We start from the raw sequence: 15,932 nt of genomic DNA, 5'->3' as shown, positions 1-15,932 counted from the left end.
CGGCACCTTCTCCCCGTCTAGTGACGGGGAGAAGGAAGCTCACCTTCCCTCGCGGTACCACATCGAACCCATCGCCAGGAGCAGCAGGCCGAGGCCGAGGAAGCCGCCGAACAGCGGTACGCGCGAGACTGCCTTCAAGACGCTGTCGTCGGTGGTGCGCAGGCCGATCCAGTCGCTGCCTGAGGCATCGCCCGCCGAGCGCACCGGCACGATGGAAGGCAGGGTCACATCGGCGGTGGACGAGGCCAGCCGGCGCACACTGCCGCCGGTGGCTTCCGCCGGTGCCTTCAGCCTGTCCTGCGTGGAAATGACGTCGGCGAATTCCGGCGCGTTGACCGGTCCGACATGGGCGAGCGCGGCGAGATCGCCATTGGCGACCTGGAAGAGGCCGATCTCGCTGGTCTGGACGCTGCCGAGGAAGACACCCGGCTCGGATTTCTCGAGCTTGACGGTCACGGTCTTGCCGGACGGGGTGATGATCTGCGCGGGACCGGGATCGTCGGCCATCGTCTGGCGGCGGATCTCAAGCACCATGCCGCGTCCCTCGGCTGTGAGCCGCTCTTCCTCGAGCTCGGGCTCCTTCATCAGCCAGTGGGCGATGCGCCGGTAGAGCTGGACATGCGGGCCACCACCCTCGAAGCCGCGCGCCCACAGCCAGCCCTGGTCGGACAGAAGCATGCCGACGCGGCCCTCGCCCTTGCGGTCGAGCAGCAGCAGGGGCCGGTTGTCGGCGCCCTTCATCACCACTTCGCCTTGCGGATTCTGCACGCCGATGGTGCGGAACCAGCGGCTCCAGTGCGGCGGCTCGGTGGCCGAACCGTCGAGGCCGCGCGTCACCGGATGACGCTGGCCGAGATCGGTGAGGCGCGGATAGAAGGCCTTTTCGACCACCTCGCCGGTCGGCATGGCCGGCAGGGCCGACATCAGCGGCGTGCGCGCGATCGAGCTTTCACCGGCATATTCGGGGCCGGCGGCGATCAGCAGCGCGCCGCCCTTTTCGACATATTCGGAGATGTAGTCGTAATAGAGGATCGGCAGCACGTCTCGGTGCTGGTAGCGGTCGAAGATGATGAGGTCGAAATCCTTGATCTTCTCGACGAACAGCTCGCGGGTGGGGAAGGCGATCAGCGACAATTCGTTGATCGGAGTGCCGTCCTGCTTCTCCGGTGGCCGCAGAATTGTGAAATGGACCAGGTCGACCGAGGCGTCGGACTTCAGCAGATTGCGCCAGGTGCGCTCGCCGGCATGCGGCTCGCCGGAGACGAGCAGCACGCGCAGGTTCTCGCGGATGCCGTCGACCAGCGCGATGGCGCGGTTGTTGGTGTCGGTCAGTTCGCCGGGTTCGCGATCGATGGCGAGTTCGATGATGTTGCGCCCGGCACTCGGAATGGTCACCTGCAGCGGCATGGCCTGGCCGACGGTGGCATGCTCGACCGCGACCTGCTCGCCATTGACCGAGACGCGCACATCGACCGGGCCGGTCTCGTTTTCCGTCGAAATGACGCGGTAGGTCATGTCGAGCGGCTTGCCGACAAGGCCGAAGCGTGGCGCGTTCTCGAAGCGGATGCGGCGGTCCTTTTCGTGGTCGTTGCCGGTGATCAGGGCGTGCAGCGGGGCGTTGAAGTCGGGTGCGCCCGGGGGCGCGTCATGCACCTCGCCATCGGTGATCATGATGGCGCCGCCGATACGCGAGGGCGGTACGTCGCGGAAGGCGCCTTCCAACGCGCCGAACAGCCGCGTTTGGGTGCGCTCCTCGGCGGCTTCGGACTTGCCGGCCTCGACGATGCGGACGTCGAATTGCTTGAGGCGGCCAAGCCGCTGCTGCAGCCCGGCCAGCGCCTCGTCGGTCTGCCTGGTGCGGTCGCCGATATCCTGGCTCTGGCTGCGATCGACGATCAGCGCGACGACGCTTTTCAGCGGCTCGCGCTCCTCATTGAGGAACACCGGGTTGAACAGCGCTGCGGCGAGCGCCAGCAAGGCGATGAAGCGCAGGACAGCACCACGCTGGCGAAACCACAGGCCGACAAGCGCCAGCAACGCCAGCGGCACCAGCACCAGAGCGAGCAACGGCCAGGAGATCAGCGGTTCGAAGGAGATCGACCAATTCATCTCTCACCCTCCCGCTTGTTGGGAGGGTCGATCCACATAGGGAGCGCAACAAGGAAGGTCATGTTACTGCCCCAGCCGTTCGAGCAGAATGGGGACATGCACCTGGTCGGATTTGTAGTTGCCGGTCAGCATGTACATCATGATGTTGACGCCGGCGCGCAGCGCGTAGATCCGCTGCATCGGGTCGGCCGGTACGGTCGGCAGCAGCGGATCGCCATTCTCGTCGACCGCCCAGGCGCCGGCGAAATCATTGGCGGTGATCATGATCGGCGAAACACCGTCGCCGGTGCGCACCGGCCGGTTATCGGCGTTGCTGGCATCGAGCGATGCCTCGACCCAGAGCGGGCTGCCGGCGAAGCGGCCGGGAAATTCGGGCAGGATGAAGAAGGATTTGGTCAGCACGTGGTCGGAGGGTACCGGCTCCAGCGGCGGGACGTTGAGATTGCCGAGGATGTCGCGCAGCCGCTCGGTCGCCGGGCTGGTGGAATCGGCGCCGATGCCGTTGGCGAACTGGTCGCGCGTGTCGAACAGCACGGTGCCGCCCTGTTGCATGTAGGCGTCGATGCGGGCGATGGCGGCCTGGCTCGGCATCGGTGCGGAAGGATCGATCGGCCAGTAGATCAGCGGATAGAAAGACAGCTCGTCCTTCGAAATGTCGACGCCGGCCGGCGCGCCCGGTTCCAGCGCCGTCTTCTCGATCAGGAAACGCGTCAGGCCCTCGAGCCCGGCGCGGCTGATCGAATCGACGCCCGGCACTCCGGTCAGCACATAGGCGATGCGGGTCTTCGAAATCGCCGTGATGGCCACTTCGTCGCCCGGCTTGGCGTCGTCGGCGCGGGCGAGGTCGGCATGGCCGAACAGCGCGCCAAGCACAATCAGGATGGCCGCGGTGGTGGCCACCGCACCGGCGCGGCGCGGCCGGCGCGAGAACAGGCCGCCGATCCAGAACACCGCAAGCGTGTCGAGCAGCATCAGCGCCAGGGCGGCCAGGACCAGCGCACCCTTGAGATTGCGCGATTCGTCGAAGGCATACTGGATCGTGGTGACCGGCACTGTGATTTGCGGGCGCGCCAGCGGCTCAAACTTGCTAGTGGCGTCGAGCAGGTTGTGGGCGAAGACGCCGGTCTCGGAACCGTAGAGGCCGGGCGGGTTCTCCAAGGTCACCGGCAGCGCGCCGGCGCCCGGCACCAGCGGCCGCGCATCCGGCGTCGGCGGCACCAGCGAGCCATCGGCCGCGATCATGCGGTAGGGTGCGAGCGATGTGGCGGCGGCTTCGGCATTGGCGACCGCCGCGCCCTGGTTGCGCGACAGCTGCACGATGCGGCGCAGCATCTCGACGAAGCTGCCCGATATCGGCAGGTTCGACCATGTCGCCTCGGGCGTGACGTGGAACAGCACCAGCGTGCCCTTGCCTTTCTTCAGGCCGGTGACCAGGGGCGTGCCGTCGGCAAGTGCGGCCCAGGTGCGCTCGACGATATCGGGCGTCGGTTCGGCCAGCACCTGCCTGCTCACGGTGACCTCTGTCGGCGGCGCCAGATCGGCGAATGGACCGGCCTTGGGAAATTCGGTGACCGGCTGCGGCGAGGTCCATGACAACGCGCCGCCGAGCGAACGCTCGCCGGTGCGCAGGCGCACCGGCAGCAGGTCGTCGTCATTGCCGGCGGCGGCCAGCCGCGAGCCGGCGAAACGCACCAGCGTGCCGCCATTGTCGACCCAGTCGACCAGCCTTTGCCGGACTTGCGCGGGAATGGTGCCGATGTCGGCCATGATGATCATCGCCGGCTTCTGGTCGAGGATCTGCGGGATGGCGTCGGCGAGATCGGCGCTCGACGGCTCGACCAGATCCGCGAAGGGCTGCAGCGCGCGCCTGATGTAGTAGAGCGGCGACAGAAGCGGCTGCGCCTGGTCGGCCTCGGCCTGCGACAGCAGCCCGACGCGGCGGCGCTTGGAGTTTTCGTCCAAAACGCGCACCGCACCCGCCTGGCGCTCGCCGTCGAGGGCGATCGAGGCGAAGTCGTTGCGCAGCTCGAACGGTACCGCCATCGTGCCGGTGGCCGTGGCTTCGCCCGGCGCGAAGGTCAGCGTCGCATCGGCGATGCGGCGCCCCTTGTCGTCGAAGGCGCCGGCGGTGACCTGCGCCGGCGCCGGATCGCCCGGGGCGCGGATGGCGGTCAGGGCAAAGCCGTCGACCTGGTTGTCGGCGGCGGTCAAGCCGGTTAGCGAAAGCCGGTCGGCGGTTGCCCAGACGACGCGGGCGGCGTTCTTCGACAAAAGCGTGTTGAAGGCGGCCTCGTCGCCCTTGGCGGCCAAGCCGTCGGCCAGCACGGCGACGCTGGTGCCGGGCAGGCGCTCCAGCACGCCGGCGACGCGGGCATAGACGGCGGGCCGGTCGGTCGGGATCGGCCGCGGCTTGGCGGCGCGCAGCCGGTCGAGTGCCGCCGCGGCATCGAAGGGGCCGATCTCCGCATTGGCTTTTTCGGCGGTGAAGGCGATGACGACCGGCACGCCATGCGAGCCGGCATCGTTGATCAGCCGCTCGGCGGTGGCGACGCGCTTGTTCCAGTCGGCCGCACTGGCCCAGTCATTGTCGATGACCAGCGCAAGTGCCGCACCCTCGGCCGGAAGTTTCTCGTGCGGGTTGAACACCGGTTCGGCCAATGCGGCGACGATGAGGGCCGCCATCAGCAGCCTGAGCAGCGTCAGCCACCAGGGGCTCTGCTGCGGCGTTTCCTCGCGCTTCAGCACGCGCGCCAGGATCTTCAGCGGTGGGAAGATCTCGCTTTGCGGCTTGGGCGGCGTCAGCCTGAGCAGCCACCAGATCACCGGCAGAGCCAGCAGGCCCCACAGCACCATGGGGGCGCCAAAGGAGAGCGGCAGCCAACTCATGCGACGGCCTTTCCTGGTCGACCGCCTGTGGTCGGCCTGGGCTGATCGCCACTGGCGATCATGCCGGCGCGACCGTGAGCAGTCAGCCCGGCATGACCAGAGGTCAGCCCGGCATGACTGGAAGTCAGCCCGGCATAAGAGCCCTCGGCGGTCATCGCCATGTGCAGGCGCACCAGTGCATCGGAGGCCAGCCGATCCGTGTGGTTGACGGTGTAGCTCCAGCCGAGGCGCTTGCACCAGCCGGCCAGTTCCTGGCGGCGGGCGGTGTAGAGCAGGCGGTAGTCATCGCCGAGCATCTCGGCGCGGCCGGCGGTCAGCTTGTCGCCGGTCTCGGGGTCGGTGAACTCGGTGCGGCCGGCATAGGGGAAGGTTTCCTCGGCCGGATCGGCGACCTCGATCAGGTGGGCGCGAACGCCGTGGCGGGCGAGCACGTCGAGCCAGGACATTGTTTCTTCTACAGGATCGAGGAAATCGCTGGCGATGACGATGTCGCAGAAGCGCCTGATATCTGTGAGGTCAGGCTTTGCCGGCAACTCGCCGGCATGCATGAGCTGGGCGGCGATGCGCTCGGCGCCGTTGCGGGCGGTGAACGGATCGGTCAGGCCCGGCCAGGCGATGCGCTCGCCGCTGCGCGACAAAAGCTCGGCCATGGCGAGCGTCAGCACCAGCGCGCGCGATTGCTTGGAGACGCTGGCGCCGGTCGATTTGTAGAGCATGGAGGGCGACGGGTCGGCCCACAGCCACACCGTATGGGCGGCTTCCCATTCGCGGTCGCGCACATAGGTGTGGTCGTCGCGGGCCGAGCGGCGCCAGTCGATGCGCGAGGAATCGCCCTCGACATAGGGGCGGAACTGCCAGAAATTCTCGCCGATGCCGCGCTTGCGGCGGCCATGCCAGCCGGCAATCACGGTGTTGACGATGCGGCGCGCCTCGACCAGCAGGTCGGGCACAAGCGAAGCCCGCAACCGGCCACGGGCGAGCGCGTCGCGCGTCGCCGCCGGAGCCTGGACCTCGCCGATGCGCGCCATTAAATCCCCTTCACCAGCTTCGCCACCACGTCGCGCACGCTGGTGCCCTCGGCGCGGGCGGCGAAGGTCAGCGCCATGCGGTGCTGCAGCACCGGCTCGGCCAGCGCTCGCACATCGTCGACCGAGGGTGCCAGCCGTCCGTCGTAGAGCGCGCGCGCCCTGGTGCACAGCATCAGCGCCTGGCTGGCGCGCGGGCCGGGGCCCCAGGCGACATGCTTGTCGGTTTCGGCATTGCCCTGGCCCGGGCGCGCCGAGCGCACCAGGGTAAGGATCGCCTCGACCACGCTTTCGGGCACCGGCATGCGGCGGATCAGCATCTGGATATCCTTCAGACGCGCCGGCTGCAGCACGTTCAGGGCCCGCGCATCCTCGATGCCGGTGGTTTCCAGAAGGATGCGGCGCTCGGCCTCGATTTCGGGATAGAGGATGTCGACCTGCATCAGGAAGCGGTCGAGCTGGGCTTCGGGCAATGGATAGGTGCCTTCCTGTTCCAGCGGGTTCTGTGTCGCCAGCACATGGAAGGGCGCGGGCAGGTCGTAGCGGGCGCCGGCAATGGTGACGTGATACTCCTGCATCGCCTGCAGCAGCGCCGACTGGGTACGCGGCGAGGCGCGGTTGATCTCGTCGGCCATCAGAAGCTGGGCGAAGATCGGCCCGGCGATGAAGCGGAAGGAGCGCTTGCCGGTCTCGTCCTGCTCCATCACCTCGGAGCCGAGAATGTCGGACGGCATCAGGTCGGGCGTGAACTGGATGCGGCGCGAATCGAGGCCGAGCACGACGCCCAGCGTCTCGACCAGCTTGGTCTTGGCCAGGCCCGGTACGCCGACCAGCAGTGCATGGCCGCCGGCAAGCAGCGCCACCAGCGTGCGCTCGACGACGTTTTCCTGGCCGAAGATCACCCGGCCGACCCCGTCGCGGATCCTGGAAATGTCGGCAAGCGCCTTCTCGGCCTCGGCGACCATGTCCTTTTCGCTGATCGGGCTTTCCTTGACCATCACGCTCATGCCGCATCGATCCCTTTGGTTGGAAATACCGGTACGCACCATACCATAGGTGCCGCGATTCGGCCTCGCGTAGGGCCTATGCTCAAATTTAAATCACAGACTTAGGCTGACAAGCGGAACAACAGTGACTATTTCGTGACCATGACGGGACACTCGCAACATCGCGACCAAAGCCTGACCGATGCCACCGAGGCGCGCGGCCTGGAGGCGCTGATCTCGCGCGCGACGCGTGCCGGCAAGGGCGCGGCACCCGTCGAGCGCTGGAATCCCGACTTTTGCGGCGACCTCGACATGGAAATCAGGGCCGACGGCACCTGGTTCTATCTGGGAACGCCGATCGGCCGCATGCCGCTGGTGCAACTTTTCTCCTCCGTGCTGCGCAAGGATGCGGACGGCAGGACCTATCTGGTGACACCGGTGGAAAAGGTCGGCATCCGCGTTGCCGACGCGCCGTTCGTCGCCGTCGAGATAGATGTTTCGGGCAGCGGCGACGAACAGATCATCACCTTCCGCACCAATGTCGGCGACGTGGTCGAAGCCGGACCGGAGCGGCCGCTGCGCTTCGTTGACGAGAACGGGACCGGCGGCCTGAAGCCCTATGTGCTGGTGCGCGGCAGGCTCGAGGCGCTGGTGGCGCGGCCTGTGATGTACGAACTGGTCGGGCATGGCGAGGAGATCGAGATCGGCGGCAAGACGATGTTCGCGGTGCGCTCGAAGGGCGCGGTGTTCGCGGTCATGCCCGCTGACCAGTTGAAGCGGCTGAGCGCGTGATGGACCAGGTGTCGCCGGCGCCGTTTTCGTCGGCGGATTTTCGCGCGCGCTTTGCCGCTCAACCGCAAGCGCATGCCGGCGACGACTATGGCGATCATCGCTTCAATCCCGGTCATCCGCGCCTCAACCAGGGCAAGGCGCTGCGCAATGCCGCGGTGCTGATCCCGGTCGTCGATCATGATGGCGAGGCGACGGTTCTCCTGACCAAACGGGCCGAAAGGCTGCGCAGCCATTCGGGACAGGTGGCCTTTCCCGGCGGCACCATCGACCCAACCGATCCAAATCCTGAATCGGCGGCGCTGCGCGAGACATTCGAGGAGATCGGCCTTGGCCGGGACCGCATCGAGATCATCGGCCGCATGCCCTGGTATGTCGCCGGCAGCGGCTATCGCATCGCGCCGGTGCTGGGCATCGTGCAACCCGGCTTCGAGCTGACCTTGAACGCCGACGAGGTCGATGCCGCCTTCGAAGTGCCGCTGCGCTTCCTGATGGACGCGGCGAACCACAAGCGAGACAGCCGCATGTGGAACGATCTGGAATGGTTCTTCTATGATATGCCCTATGGTGACCGGCGCATCTGGGGTGTCACCGCCGGCATCATCCGTACGCTCTATGAAAGGCTCTATGCGTGAGTGTCTCGATCGCGGGCAGGGCCGCCTGGCTCACCGACAAGCATCTGCAACGCCTGCTCGGCGCGCTCACCGAAGGCGGTGAAGAGGCGCGTGTGGCCGGCGGCGCGGTGCGCAACACGCTGATGGGCCAGCCGGTCGCCGACGTCGATATCGCCACCACTTGCCTGCCTGAGGAAACCATTCGCCGCGCCGAGGCGGCAGGCTGCAAGACGGTGCCGACCGGCATCGAGCACGGCACCGTCACGGTGATTGCCGGCGGCAAGCCCCATGAAGTCACCACCTTGCGCGCCGATGTCGAGACCGACGGCCGGCGGGCAAAAGTGTCCTTCGGCCGCGACTGGAAGCTCGACGCCGAGCGGCGCGACTTCACCATCAACGCGCTTTATGCCGAGGCTGACGGCCGGATTGTCGACCTGGTCGGCGGCATCGCCGACATCGAGGCGCGCCGTCTGCGCTTCATCGGCGACCCGGAGGCGCGCATCCGCGAGGATTATCTGCGCATCCTGCGCTTCTTCCGTTTTTTTGCCTGGTATGGCGAGGGTCGGCCGGACGCCGAGGGGCTGAAGGCCTGCGCCCGCCTGAAGGATGGGCTCGCCCAACTTTCGGCCGAGCGCGTGTGGTCCGAACTGAAGAAGCTTTTGTCGGCGCCCGATCCCTCGCGGGCGCTGCTCTGGATGCGGCAGGCCGGTGTCTTGACCGCCGCGCTGCCGGAAAGCGAGAAATGGGGCATCGATGCGATCCACGGCCTGACCAAAGCCGAGAAGGATCTGGGCTGGGCGGTGGATCCGATGCTGCGGCTGGAGGCGATCGTGCCGCCGGATGCCGCGCGCATGAAGACGCTCGCCGAGCGGCTCAGGTTTTCGACCGCTGAAGCGGACCGTTTGCGCCGCTGGGCACTGGCCAGCGCCGTCGAACCGAAGACGACCGAGGGCGAACTGGCAAAGAAACTCTATCGCGGCGACCGGCAAGGATTTGTCGACCGTCTCAGGCTGTCGCTCGCGGCCGCGCGGGTGCGCGCTGTCGAGGACAATGACGCGCTGCTTGAAGCCGGCGGCTTTTCGCGCCTGCTGGCCTTCGCGCTCAAATGGGAAAAACCGGTGTTTCCGCTGAAAGGCGCCGACCTGACGGGGCTCGGCGCAACGCCGGGGCCGAAGCTTGGCGAAATCCTCAAGAACCTCGAGGCGGAATGGATCGAAGCCGGTTTTGCGCCCGATCGCGACGCGCTGCTCGAACGCGCCGCGAAGGCCCTTGAAACCTAGAGTGGCTCGAAGGCTGCCCTCCGTGACGATCAAATGTCGTCGAACCAAACGCTGCTCATTTACCTGATGGCCACGGGAGCCAAGGCGCGTGAAAGGCTCGCTTCGCCCTTGCCGTATACGGAGGCATTATAGTTCACCAGCGTGTCGGTACGAGCCGTGTTGAGCAGATCGTTGGTGATCTGGGTCGGCGTGGCTTTGGTGAATTTGCTGCCGATGATCGCTGCATAGCCTGAGATGATCGGCGCTGCGAAGGAGGTGCCATAAAGGTCTGTCTTGCTTCCATCGACACCGACCACAAGGAAATGGCTTTGCACGAGCGGATTGGAGCCAGCGTAGTTGGAGTACCATGCGAGCTGGGCCTTGTTGGTCGTCGTGCCGTTCGTGGACAGCGCGCCGACGAAGATAGCCGACGCTTTGCCAACCAGGGCGAGGTCGAGATAGTCCTGCTGGCCGTTCGTGACCCCGCCGACGGCAACCGAGTCGTTGCCGGCTGCCTTGGAGACAATGGCTGACCCTCTGGTGGCATAAGAGATGATCGAAGCCTCCTCCGCGCTCCATCCGATCTGGTTCGGGCTATAGCCCGCCGTGGCGTACATGCCATAGCTCAGATTGAGCACGTTCAGGCCCGGCGCCAAGGTGACTGATGAACTCGTGGTGAAGTCCTTCGACCTGATGGTTGCCAAGGGGGCAATCATGGAGGCTTCCTCGCGAGTCCATTCGCCGTGCCGCTGGGTCTGCACCCCGATGCCAAAGTTGCCGGAGAACCGCGATGTACTGGAAAAATCGTCGACGATCGTAATCGTGGCGCCCTTGCCCTTGTAACCCGCGGCCCACGCTGCACCAACGTCGGGGCTCATCCACCCTGGTGTTGTTGCTGCTTGCGTGCGCGCGGCCGGGATCGTTGCACTTACGCATATGGACAGGCCGCCATGGCACAGCGCGGCCATCTCGTCCGCATCGGGGGCCTCCTGTGCCGACGCGATCGGCGCCGACAGCATGGCGAAAGCCGTGGCGATACCGAATTTCAAATGTCTAGCTGGCATGTTCTTACTCCGATCAAACAAGAAACTGGAACGGGCGATCGCGAGCCGCGGGGATGATGGTTTTCTCAATCCATGGCCTCGGCGATCAGAAAGTAACACGGTAGTTCAGCCACAGATGCTGGCTCTCCGGTTTAGCGTTAACCAGATATTTCAGCGTTTCCTCAGGTGCCATCTGGCTGGCCGCAAGCCGGCAATTGACGCTGTAGGTACCGAGGTCGCCATAGTCGGCTTGGCAGGATTTTTCGGTGAGCTTGCCGCCGATAGTCGTGGTGAGCGAGAGGGAAAGGGTACTGTTCGGGCTCGGATGCATCTGGGTGAGGAAACCGAGCTTGAGGCTGGGCTCGATCCTGTACTTCTCACCCTGTTCCCCGGTCCCAAATCCCCAAAGGATGCCGGCGTCCTCGGTAATCTGCGTCAGCAGGTCCACATGCATGTCGACCCAGCTTGCGCGGTACCATTGGTTGAACGAAACCCGGTTTCCGCTCTGCAGTTCGTAACCGCCATTGCCCAGGCCTCGCGCGCGATCGCTGAGTGGCGAGCCCTGATGGATGTCGACCAACGATGTCGTCAATTCCTGGGCAACAACCGGGGATGCCCCAATGAGCGCGCACAGCAGCAGCGCCATCGCGCGCAAACTCACTCGACTGCCGGACTTTTCGCGCATGCGCGAAACACCTCACCCCACCGGTTCCGGATCAGTGCCTGGTGGCGACGGGCTCCTCTGGCAGCCCACTGTAGCCGGATTATCCAGCCGACAGTGGCACGGGTTCGGTTACCGCGGGGTTTATTTAGCTGGAGGGAATATAATTTTTTGACCCGCCGGGCGCGAAGCGCACCGCGTCGAAACGAGCCATGTGGGGTGCCATACATCAAAGCGCCCGCCACGCGTCAAAAGCGAATGGCGGGCGTCATGGTCCGCGCAAAACCTACGCGGCGTCGCGGGCCTTCTCGATGCGCGAGCGGATCGCCTCGATCATCGTCTCGCGGATAACGGTCTCGCCGTGCGTCTCGCGCATATGCTCGACGGCGCGGCGCATCACTTCGGCTTCCTCCTCGGCACGCGTGTGCCAGTCACAGCCGGGAACGAGCGACCCGCAGTGAAATTCCTTCATCAGATTTCTCCTTTTTCCTCCATCGGGCCTGGACGGGGCTCCGGCACTTTCTTGGCTCAAGGTCCGGTTCTGGATCTTTGAACCGCGAGCGGGCAAGCATAACACAGATGGGGTGGTATTGGTTGTCGTCAACCGGCAAAAAGGGCGAAGCAGCGCTGCTTCGCCCTCTACGCTTACCCCAGGGCAGGGCCGGACATCGTCTTGTCCAGCCCGGGCGGGTTGGTCGTCACTTCACGATCTTGACTGACTCGGCAATCTTGTTCTTGCCGCTCATATCCCATGAGACTCTGACCTTTTCACCGACCTTCAGGCCAGGATCCTTGAAGGTGCTGGGAAGCGTAAAGGATGATCCATTGTCGAGAACCAGGCTCATGGCCGTCGCGTCGAAGGTCTTGATCGTGCCGGTGGTGTGCTTGACGGCGGCGAATGCCACCGAACCGGAAGCGAGCAAGGCCGCCGCGGCAGCCGAAACAATGATCTTGCGCATTGGAAAGTACTCCTGGAAAGAGCGGGCATGCTTTTGACTGGAAATCCCGCATCGTCTTGGGCCGTCCGGTCGCGTCGAGTCGCGGCTCGCTTGTTTTGAACGCAATTCCTGAGGGAAAACCGTCTCGCACTTTCCTGGAATCGCCCTCGGCGGACCACCGGCGCTTCCCGACCCGGCCCAAAAATAACCCAGTCTTTTCAATTGACTATTAGACGAAAAAGAAATTTTTCACGGCAACCAGTGCCACATTCCGTGCCCATTTCGCTGGAATGGGACGTCAATGCGGTTCACATCGCGCTCACCATATTTTTACGGCCAGCGCACCTCTGGCGGCAGGCTGGACAGGATCGACGCGACATTGCCGCCGGTCTTCAGGCCGAAGATGGTGCCGCGATCGTGAAGCAAGTTGAATTCGACGTAGCGGCCGCGGCGGATGAGTTGTTCGTCGCGGTCGCCGTCGGTCCAGTTCTCGTTGAAGTTGGCGCGCACGAGATGGCCGTAGACGACGAGAAAGGAGCGCCCGACATCCTGGACGAAGTTGAAGTCGGCATTCCAGCCGCCCTTGTCCTGCGCCGAATGCAGCCAGTCGAAAAAGATGCCGCCGGTGCCGCGCGGCTCGTTGCGGTGCGGCAGGAAGAAGTACTCGTCGCACCACGCCTTGAATTTCGGATAATCGGCGACATCAGCGTTTTTTTCGCAAGCGAACTGCATGGCGCGGTGGAAGGCCACGGTATCAGGATCGTCCTGGGTGCGGCGGCGGTCGAGCACCGGGGTCAGATCGGCGCCGCCGCCGAACCATTGGCTTGAAGTAACCACCATGCGCGTGTTCATGTGCACGGCCGGAACGTTCGGGTTCCAGGGATGCGCGATCAGCGAAATGCCGGAGGCCCAAAAATGCGGGTCTTCCTCGGCGCCGGGCATCTGCTTCCTGAATTCCGGCGAGAATTCGCCATAGACGGTCGAGGTGTGGACGCCGACCTTCTCGAAGACACGGCCATGCATCATCGACATGGTGCCGCCGCCGCCCTTGCCCTGGTCTCGCTCCCAGGGCGTCTTTTCGAAACGGCCCGGCGACCACGAGGCGAGAGGGCCCTGGAGATCCTGCTCGATCTGCTCGAAGGCGGCGCAGATGCGTTCGCGCAGCGCTTCGAACCACAGGCGGGCCTTCATCTTCTTCTCTTCGATGTCGGCGGGCAGGCCAGCCGGTATTTCAGGTCGTTCCAAGTGCCGTCTCCGGTTGCGGGGCGGTGAGTCGACAAAAGACTCGTCTTTTCCGGGCGGGATCCCTAATCTCTTAAGGGACAGGGTCAAGTCACTTTGGTTTTGCGCATGATCCTTCCGAAACCCGATTCCGATTTCGGGGTCATGCGCCAGGTGCAAGGAGTGGTTTCGTGCGCACCCCGGCAAGACCGCCGCTGGATGGCCTGAAGAAAAGGCTCGACCAAAGCCGGGCCGAACGTGCACGCATGCCGCGCGACGGTTTCCTGCGCGAGACCTTCGTCCTGCCGCGCTCCGATGCGCGCCTCAAGGCCAAGGAATGGTTCGAGCGCTTCCCCAAGCAGGCCTACTGGACCGAGATCGAAAGCTGGTTCGAACGGCCGGGTGATTTGATTGAATTCACCATCAGGCGGTTGCCGGCCGCGGACTAGCGCGAGCGCCCTGTCTCAGCCTGCCACCAGCCTTCTCGCCCCCGTGCCTTCCCTGGCCAGCCTGTCGCCCTTGTTCCTGAGCGGGCATTTGTCGATCGACATGCAGCCGCACCCGATACAGTCGGTAAGGCCGTCGCGCAGCTTCTTTAGCTGGCTGATCTTGTGGTCGAGGCTATCGCGCCAAGCCGTTGAAAGCAGATTCCAATCCTCGCGCGTCGGCGTGCGGCCTTCAGGTAACGATTCAAGTGCGGCACCGATTTCGGCCAGCGAGATGCCGACCTCCTGCGCGACCTTGATGATCGCCACACGCCGCAGCACGTCGCGGCCGTAGCGGCGCTGGTTGCCTGAGGTGCGGTGACTGCGGATCAGCCCGCGCGCTTCGTAGAAATGCAGCGCCGACACCGCGACGCCGCTGCGCATGGCCACCTGGCCGACCGTCAATTCCGCTGCTGGCGCCATTTCCCACTTTCCGCTTGACCTCAAGTTAAGTTGAGCTTGTAGCGAAGAAATATCGATTGGGCAAACGAGGAGAAGGCGATGTGCGCCTGGGTGAGAATGACTGGAGAAACCGCCGTCGTCGGCAGCGGCAAGGGTGGTGTCGTCGACGGGCCGCGGATCCTATCCGAGCTGCCGGATGGCTTCGCCCGCCACCATGGCGACGGAGAGCGCGACGTTGATGCTGCGCGCGCTACCTTGCATCGGGATGGTCAGCCGCGCATCGGCCGCCTGATGGACCGGATCCGGCACGCCCGCGGATTCGCGGCCGAACAGCAATATGTCGCCGCTGGCGAAGCTGAAGCTCGTATAGGGGGTGGCGGCCCTGGTCGACAAAAGCACCAGCCGGCGAGCGCCGGACTTACGCCACGCCTCGAAGGCGTGCCAGTCGACATGCCGGGTCAGATCAGCCATTTCGAGGTAGTCCATACCGGCGCGCTTCAGCGCTTTGTCGGAGAGCGGAAAGCCAGCGGGTTCGATGATGTCGACGCCAAGCCCGAGGCAAGCGGCGAAGCGCAGGATTGTCCCGGTATTGCCGGCAATGTCCGGCTGGTAGAGCGCGATGCGGAGACAACAGTTCAATTCCGCATCCTTCTAATAAGTGGCAGATCGGCAACAGCGAGGTCGCGGTTTTGGAAATTGCTGGACCTGCGGGTGGCCATTTTCTGCGAAGTCGGGTATGTCAGGTCCATTGTCAACCCGAACCGATGGAGGGGTAATTCATGATGACCATGCACATCCTGCACCTCTCCTGGGGGCCAGTACGGCCCGCGGCGGTTTCGGTACGACGGTTCTCCTGACTCTCTAAGACTTGATCGCACCGATTCCCGCCGAAACGATTTTTCGGCTCTCGAAGGAATCCTGCGATGTTTTTCAAAAAGTCAAAAGGGCTGAACGCCCAGTCTGAACATGTCCAGACCGACTCGTTCAGTCGTGTCCGGACCGATGCTCGTCATCGTGCCCTGACCGAGGCAATGCGCACCTCCGGCCGAATGCCGGTGGTCGAGGCTGCTTCACCCTTTTTATCGCATCTTCACATGGAGGACGGACCAATGTTCGATCCCTACAGAATACCCGGCTCAAGAAACCTGCACGAGCGCAAGATGGCGACCTGGGCGCTGCTGATCGGCGAGACCTATTCGTCGGCGGTCCACGCCCAGGTTCGCCGCCGGCCGCATCGCGGCATGCTGCCGGATGTCGATTTCTCGCACGCGGTTCCCGATCCGAGCCGGCCGTCGCTGGTGCGCCGGATCATCCGGCTGATCCGGCCAGGCGCGAAAAACCGGGCCGGCGGCACCGTGTCGTCAGGATCGGCAAACGCGCCTGTCGGCGAAAAGCCCGCGAGCCCCTATATTGCGCGAAGCAGGGCCGCCGGTCCGGATGATTCCGGACCGTCGGCCCTCGGCGCCATGCGGCCCGGGGACTTCGTACGTCGCCAGGCCGCGTAAGCGGAAAAC

The 15,932-nt window shown here is 64.9% G+C and carries 16 protein-coding genes; 5 read left to right on the top strand and 11 right to left on the bottom strand.

Features of this window, described 5'->3' with window-relative positions; all coding sequences use genetic code 11:
- Positions 1–39: 39 nt before the first annotated feature.
- The 4 genes from JT360_RS25615 to JT360_RS25600 all read right to left on the bottom strand — a co-directional run bounded on the left by JT360_RS25615 (position 40) and on the right by JT360_RS25600 (position 7,027).
- Entirely contained in the window at positions 40–2,109 is a 2,070-nt protein-coding gene (locus tag JT360_RS25615) for a hypothetical protein (protein ID WP_214475117.1), read from the bottom strand.
- A 63-nt stretch (positions 2,110–2,172) separates the two neighbouring features.
- Positions 2,173–4,995 (bottom strand): DUF4159 domain-containing protein, encoded by a 2,823-nt coding sequence (locus JT360_RS25610; RefSeq protein ID WP_214475114.1) that lies wholly within the window; start codon positions 4,993–4,995, stop codon positions 2,173–2,175.
- Positions 4,992–6,023, bottom strand: coding sequence for a DUF58 domain-containing protein (locus tag JT360_RS25605; RefSeq protein WP_214475112.1), 1,032 nt, complete (start codon positions 6,021–6,023; stop codon positions 4,992–4,994). Before JT360_RS25605 ends, JT360_RS25610 begins: the two co-directional genes overlap by 4 nt.
- Positions 6,023–7,027: an AAA family ATPase gene (locus JT360_RS25600; protein ID WP_214475111.1), complete on the bottom strand. Its 1,005-nt coding sequence runs from the start codon at positions 7,025–7,027 to the stop codon at positions 6,023–6,025. The genes JT360_RS25605 and JT360_RS25600 overlap by 1 nt, the downstream gene beginning before the upstream one ends.
- 141 nt (positions 7,028–7,168) lie before the next feature.
- On the opposite strand from JT360_RS25600, the gene JT360_RS25595 reads away from it, so the two are divergent.
- The 3 genes from JT360_RS25595 to JT360_RS25585 are packed head-to-tail and all read left to right on the top strand — an operon-like array spanning position 7,169 to position 9,689.
- Positions 7,169–7,798 (top strand): DUF1285 domain-containing protein, encoded by a 630-nt coding sequence (locus JT360_RS25595; RefSeq protein ID WP_214475127.1) that lies wholly within the window; start codon positions 7,169–7,171, stop codon positions 7,796–7,798.
- Positions 7,798–8,430, top strand: a complete 633-nt coding sequence (locus JT360_RS25590) for a CoA pyrophosphatase (RefSeq protein WP_214475109.1) — start codon at positions 7,798–7,800, stop codon at positions 8,428–8,430. Before JT360_RS25595 ends, JT360_RS25590 begins: the two co-directional genes overlap by 1 nt.
- Positions 8,427–9,689, top strand: a complete 1,263-nt coding sequence (locus JT360_RS25585) for a CCA tRNA nucleotidyltransferase (RefSeq protein WP_214475107.1) — start codon at positions 8,427–8,429, stop codon at positions 9,687–9,689. The genes JT360_RS25590 and JT360_RS25585 overlap by 4 nt, the downstream gene beginning before the upstream one ends.
- A gap of 59 nt (positions 9,690–9,748) precedes the next feature.
- Here JT360_RS25585 and JT360_RS25580 read toward each other — a convergent pair whose 3' ends face one another.
- From JT360_RS25580 to hemF, 5 genes are all read right to left on the bottom strand, one after another.
- On the bottom strand, positions 9,749–10,717 hold the full coding sequence (locus JT360_RS25580; RefSeq protein WP_250889073.1) for a S8 family serine peptidase: 969 nt from the start codon (positions 10,715–10,717) through the stop codon (positions 9,749–9,751).
- A 100-nt stretch (positions 10,718–10,817) separates the two neighbouring features.
- Complete coding sequence (locus JT360_RS25575; RefSeq protein ID WP_214475105.1) at positions 10,818–11,396, bottom strand: hypothetical protein; 579 nt, start codon at positions 11,394–11,396, stop codon at positions 10,818–10,820.
- Between the two features lie 262 nt (positions 11,397–11,658).
- Entirely contained in the window at positions 11,659–11,844 is a 186-nt protein-coding gene (locus tag JT360_RS25570) for a DUF1059 domain-containing protein (RefSeq protein WP_214475103.1), read from the bottom strand.
- A gap of 226 nt (positions 11,845–12,070) precedes the next feature.
- A complete protein-coding gene (locus JT360_RS25565; RefSeq protein WP_214475101.1) occupies positions 12,071–12,331 on the bottom strand; it encodes a DUF1344 domain-containing protein in 261 nt (86 codons plus the stop codon).
- 309 nt (positions 12,332–12,640) lie between these two features.
- Positions 12,641–13,555: an oxygen-dependent coproporphyrinogen oxidase gene (gene hemF / locus JT360_RS25560; RefSeq protein WP_214475099.1), complete on the bottom strand. Its 915-nt coding sequence runs from the start codon at positions 13,553–13,555 to the stop codon at positions 12,641–12,643.
- 167 nt (positions 13,556–13,722) lie between these two features.
- Here hemF and JT360_RS25555 point away from each other — a divergent pair, with 167 nt between their 5' ends.
- Positions 13,723–13,980: a hypothetical protein gene (locus tag JT360_RS25555; protein ID WP_023770299.1), complete on the top strand. Its 258-nt coding sequence runs from the start codon at positions 13,723–13,725 to the stop codon at positions 13,978–13,980.
- 15 nt (positions 13,981–13,995) lie between these two features.
- Here JT360_RS25555 and soxR read toward each other — a convergent pair whose 3' ends face one another.
- Together soxR and JT360_RS25545 are read right to left on the bottom strand one after the other, a co-directional pair.
- Positions 13,996–14,439: a redox-sensitive transcriptional activator SoxR gene (soxR, locus tag JT360_RS25550; protein ID WP_214475097.1), complete on the bottom strand. Its 444-nt coding sequence runs from the start codon at positions 14,437–14,439 to the stop codon at positions 13,996–13,998.
- 159 nt (positions 14,440–14,598) lie between these two features.
- On the bottom strand, positions 14,599–15,057 hold the full coding sequence (locus JT360_RS25545; protein WP_214475095.1) for a tRNA (cytidine(34)-2'-O)-methyltransferase: 459 nt from the start codon (positions 15,055–15,057) through the stop codon (positions 14,599–14,601).
- Positions 15,058–15,527: 470 nt separating this feature from the next.
- Here JT360_RS25545 and JT360_RS25540 point away from each other — a divergent pair, with 470 nt between their 5' ends.
- Positions 15,528–15,923, top strand: coding sequence for a hypothetical protein (locus tag JT360_RS25540; protein ID WP_250889072.1), 396 nt, complete (start codon positions 15,528–15,530; stop codon positions 15,921–15,923).
- The last annotated feature ends 9 nt before the right edge of the window (positions 15,924–15,932 follow it).

The organism is Mesorhizobium sp. dw_380 (genome assembly GCF_018588885.1).
In the GTDB taxonomy this organism is placed as follows: Bacteria; Pseudomonadota; Alphaproteobacteria; order Rhizobiales; family Rhizobiaceae; genus Mesorhizobium.
This window is presented reverse-complemented; position numbering and strand designations above follow the sequence as displayed.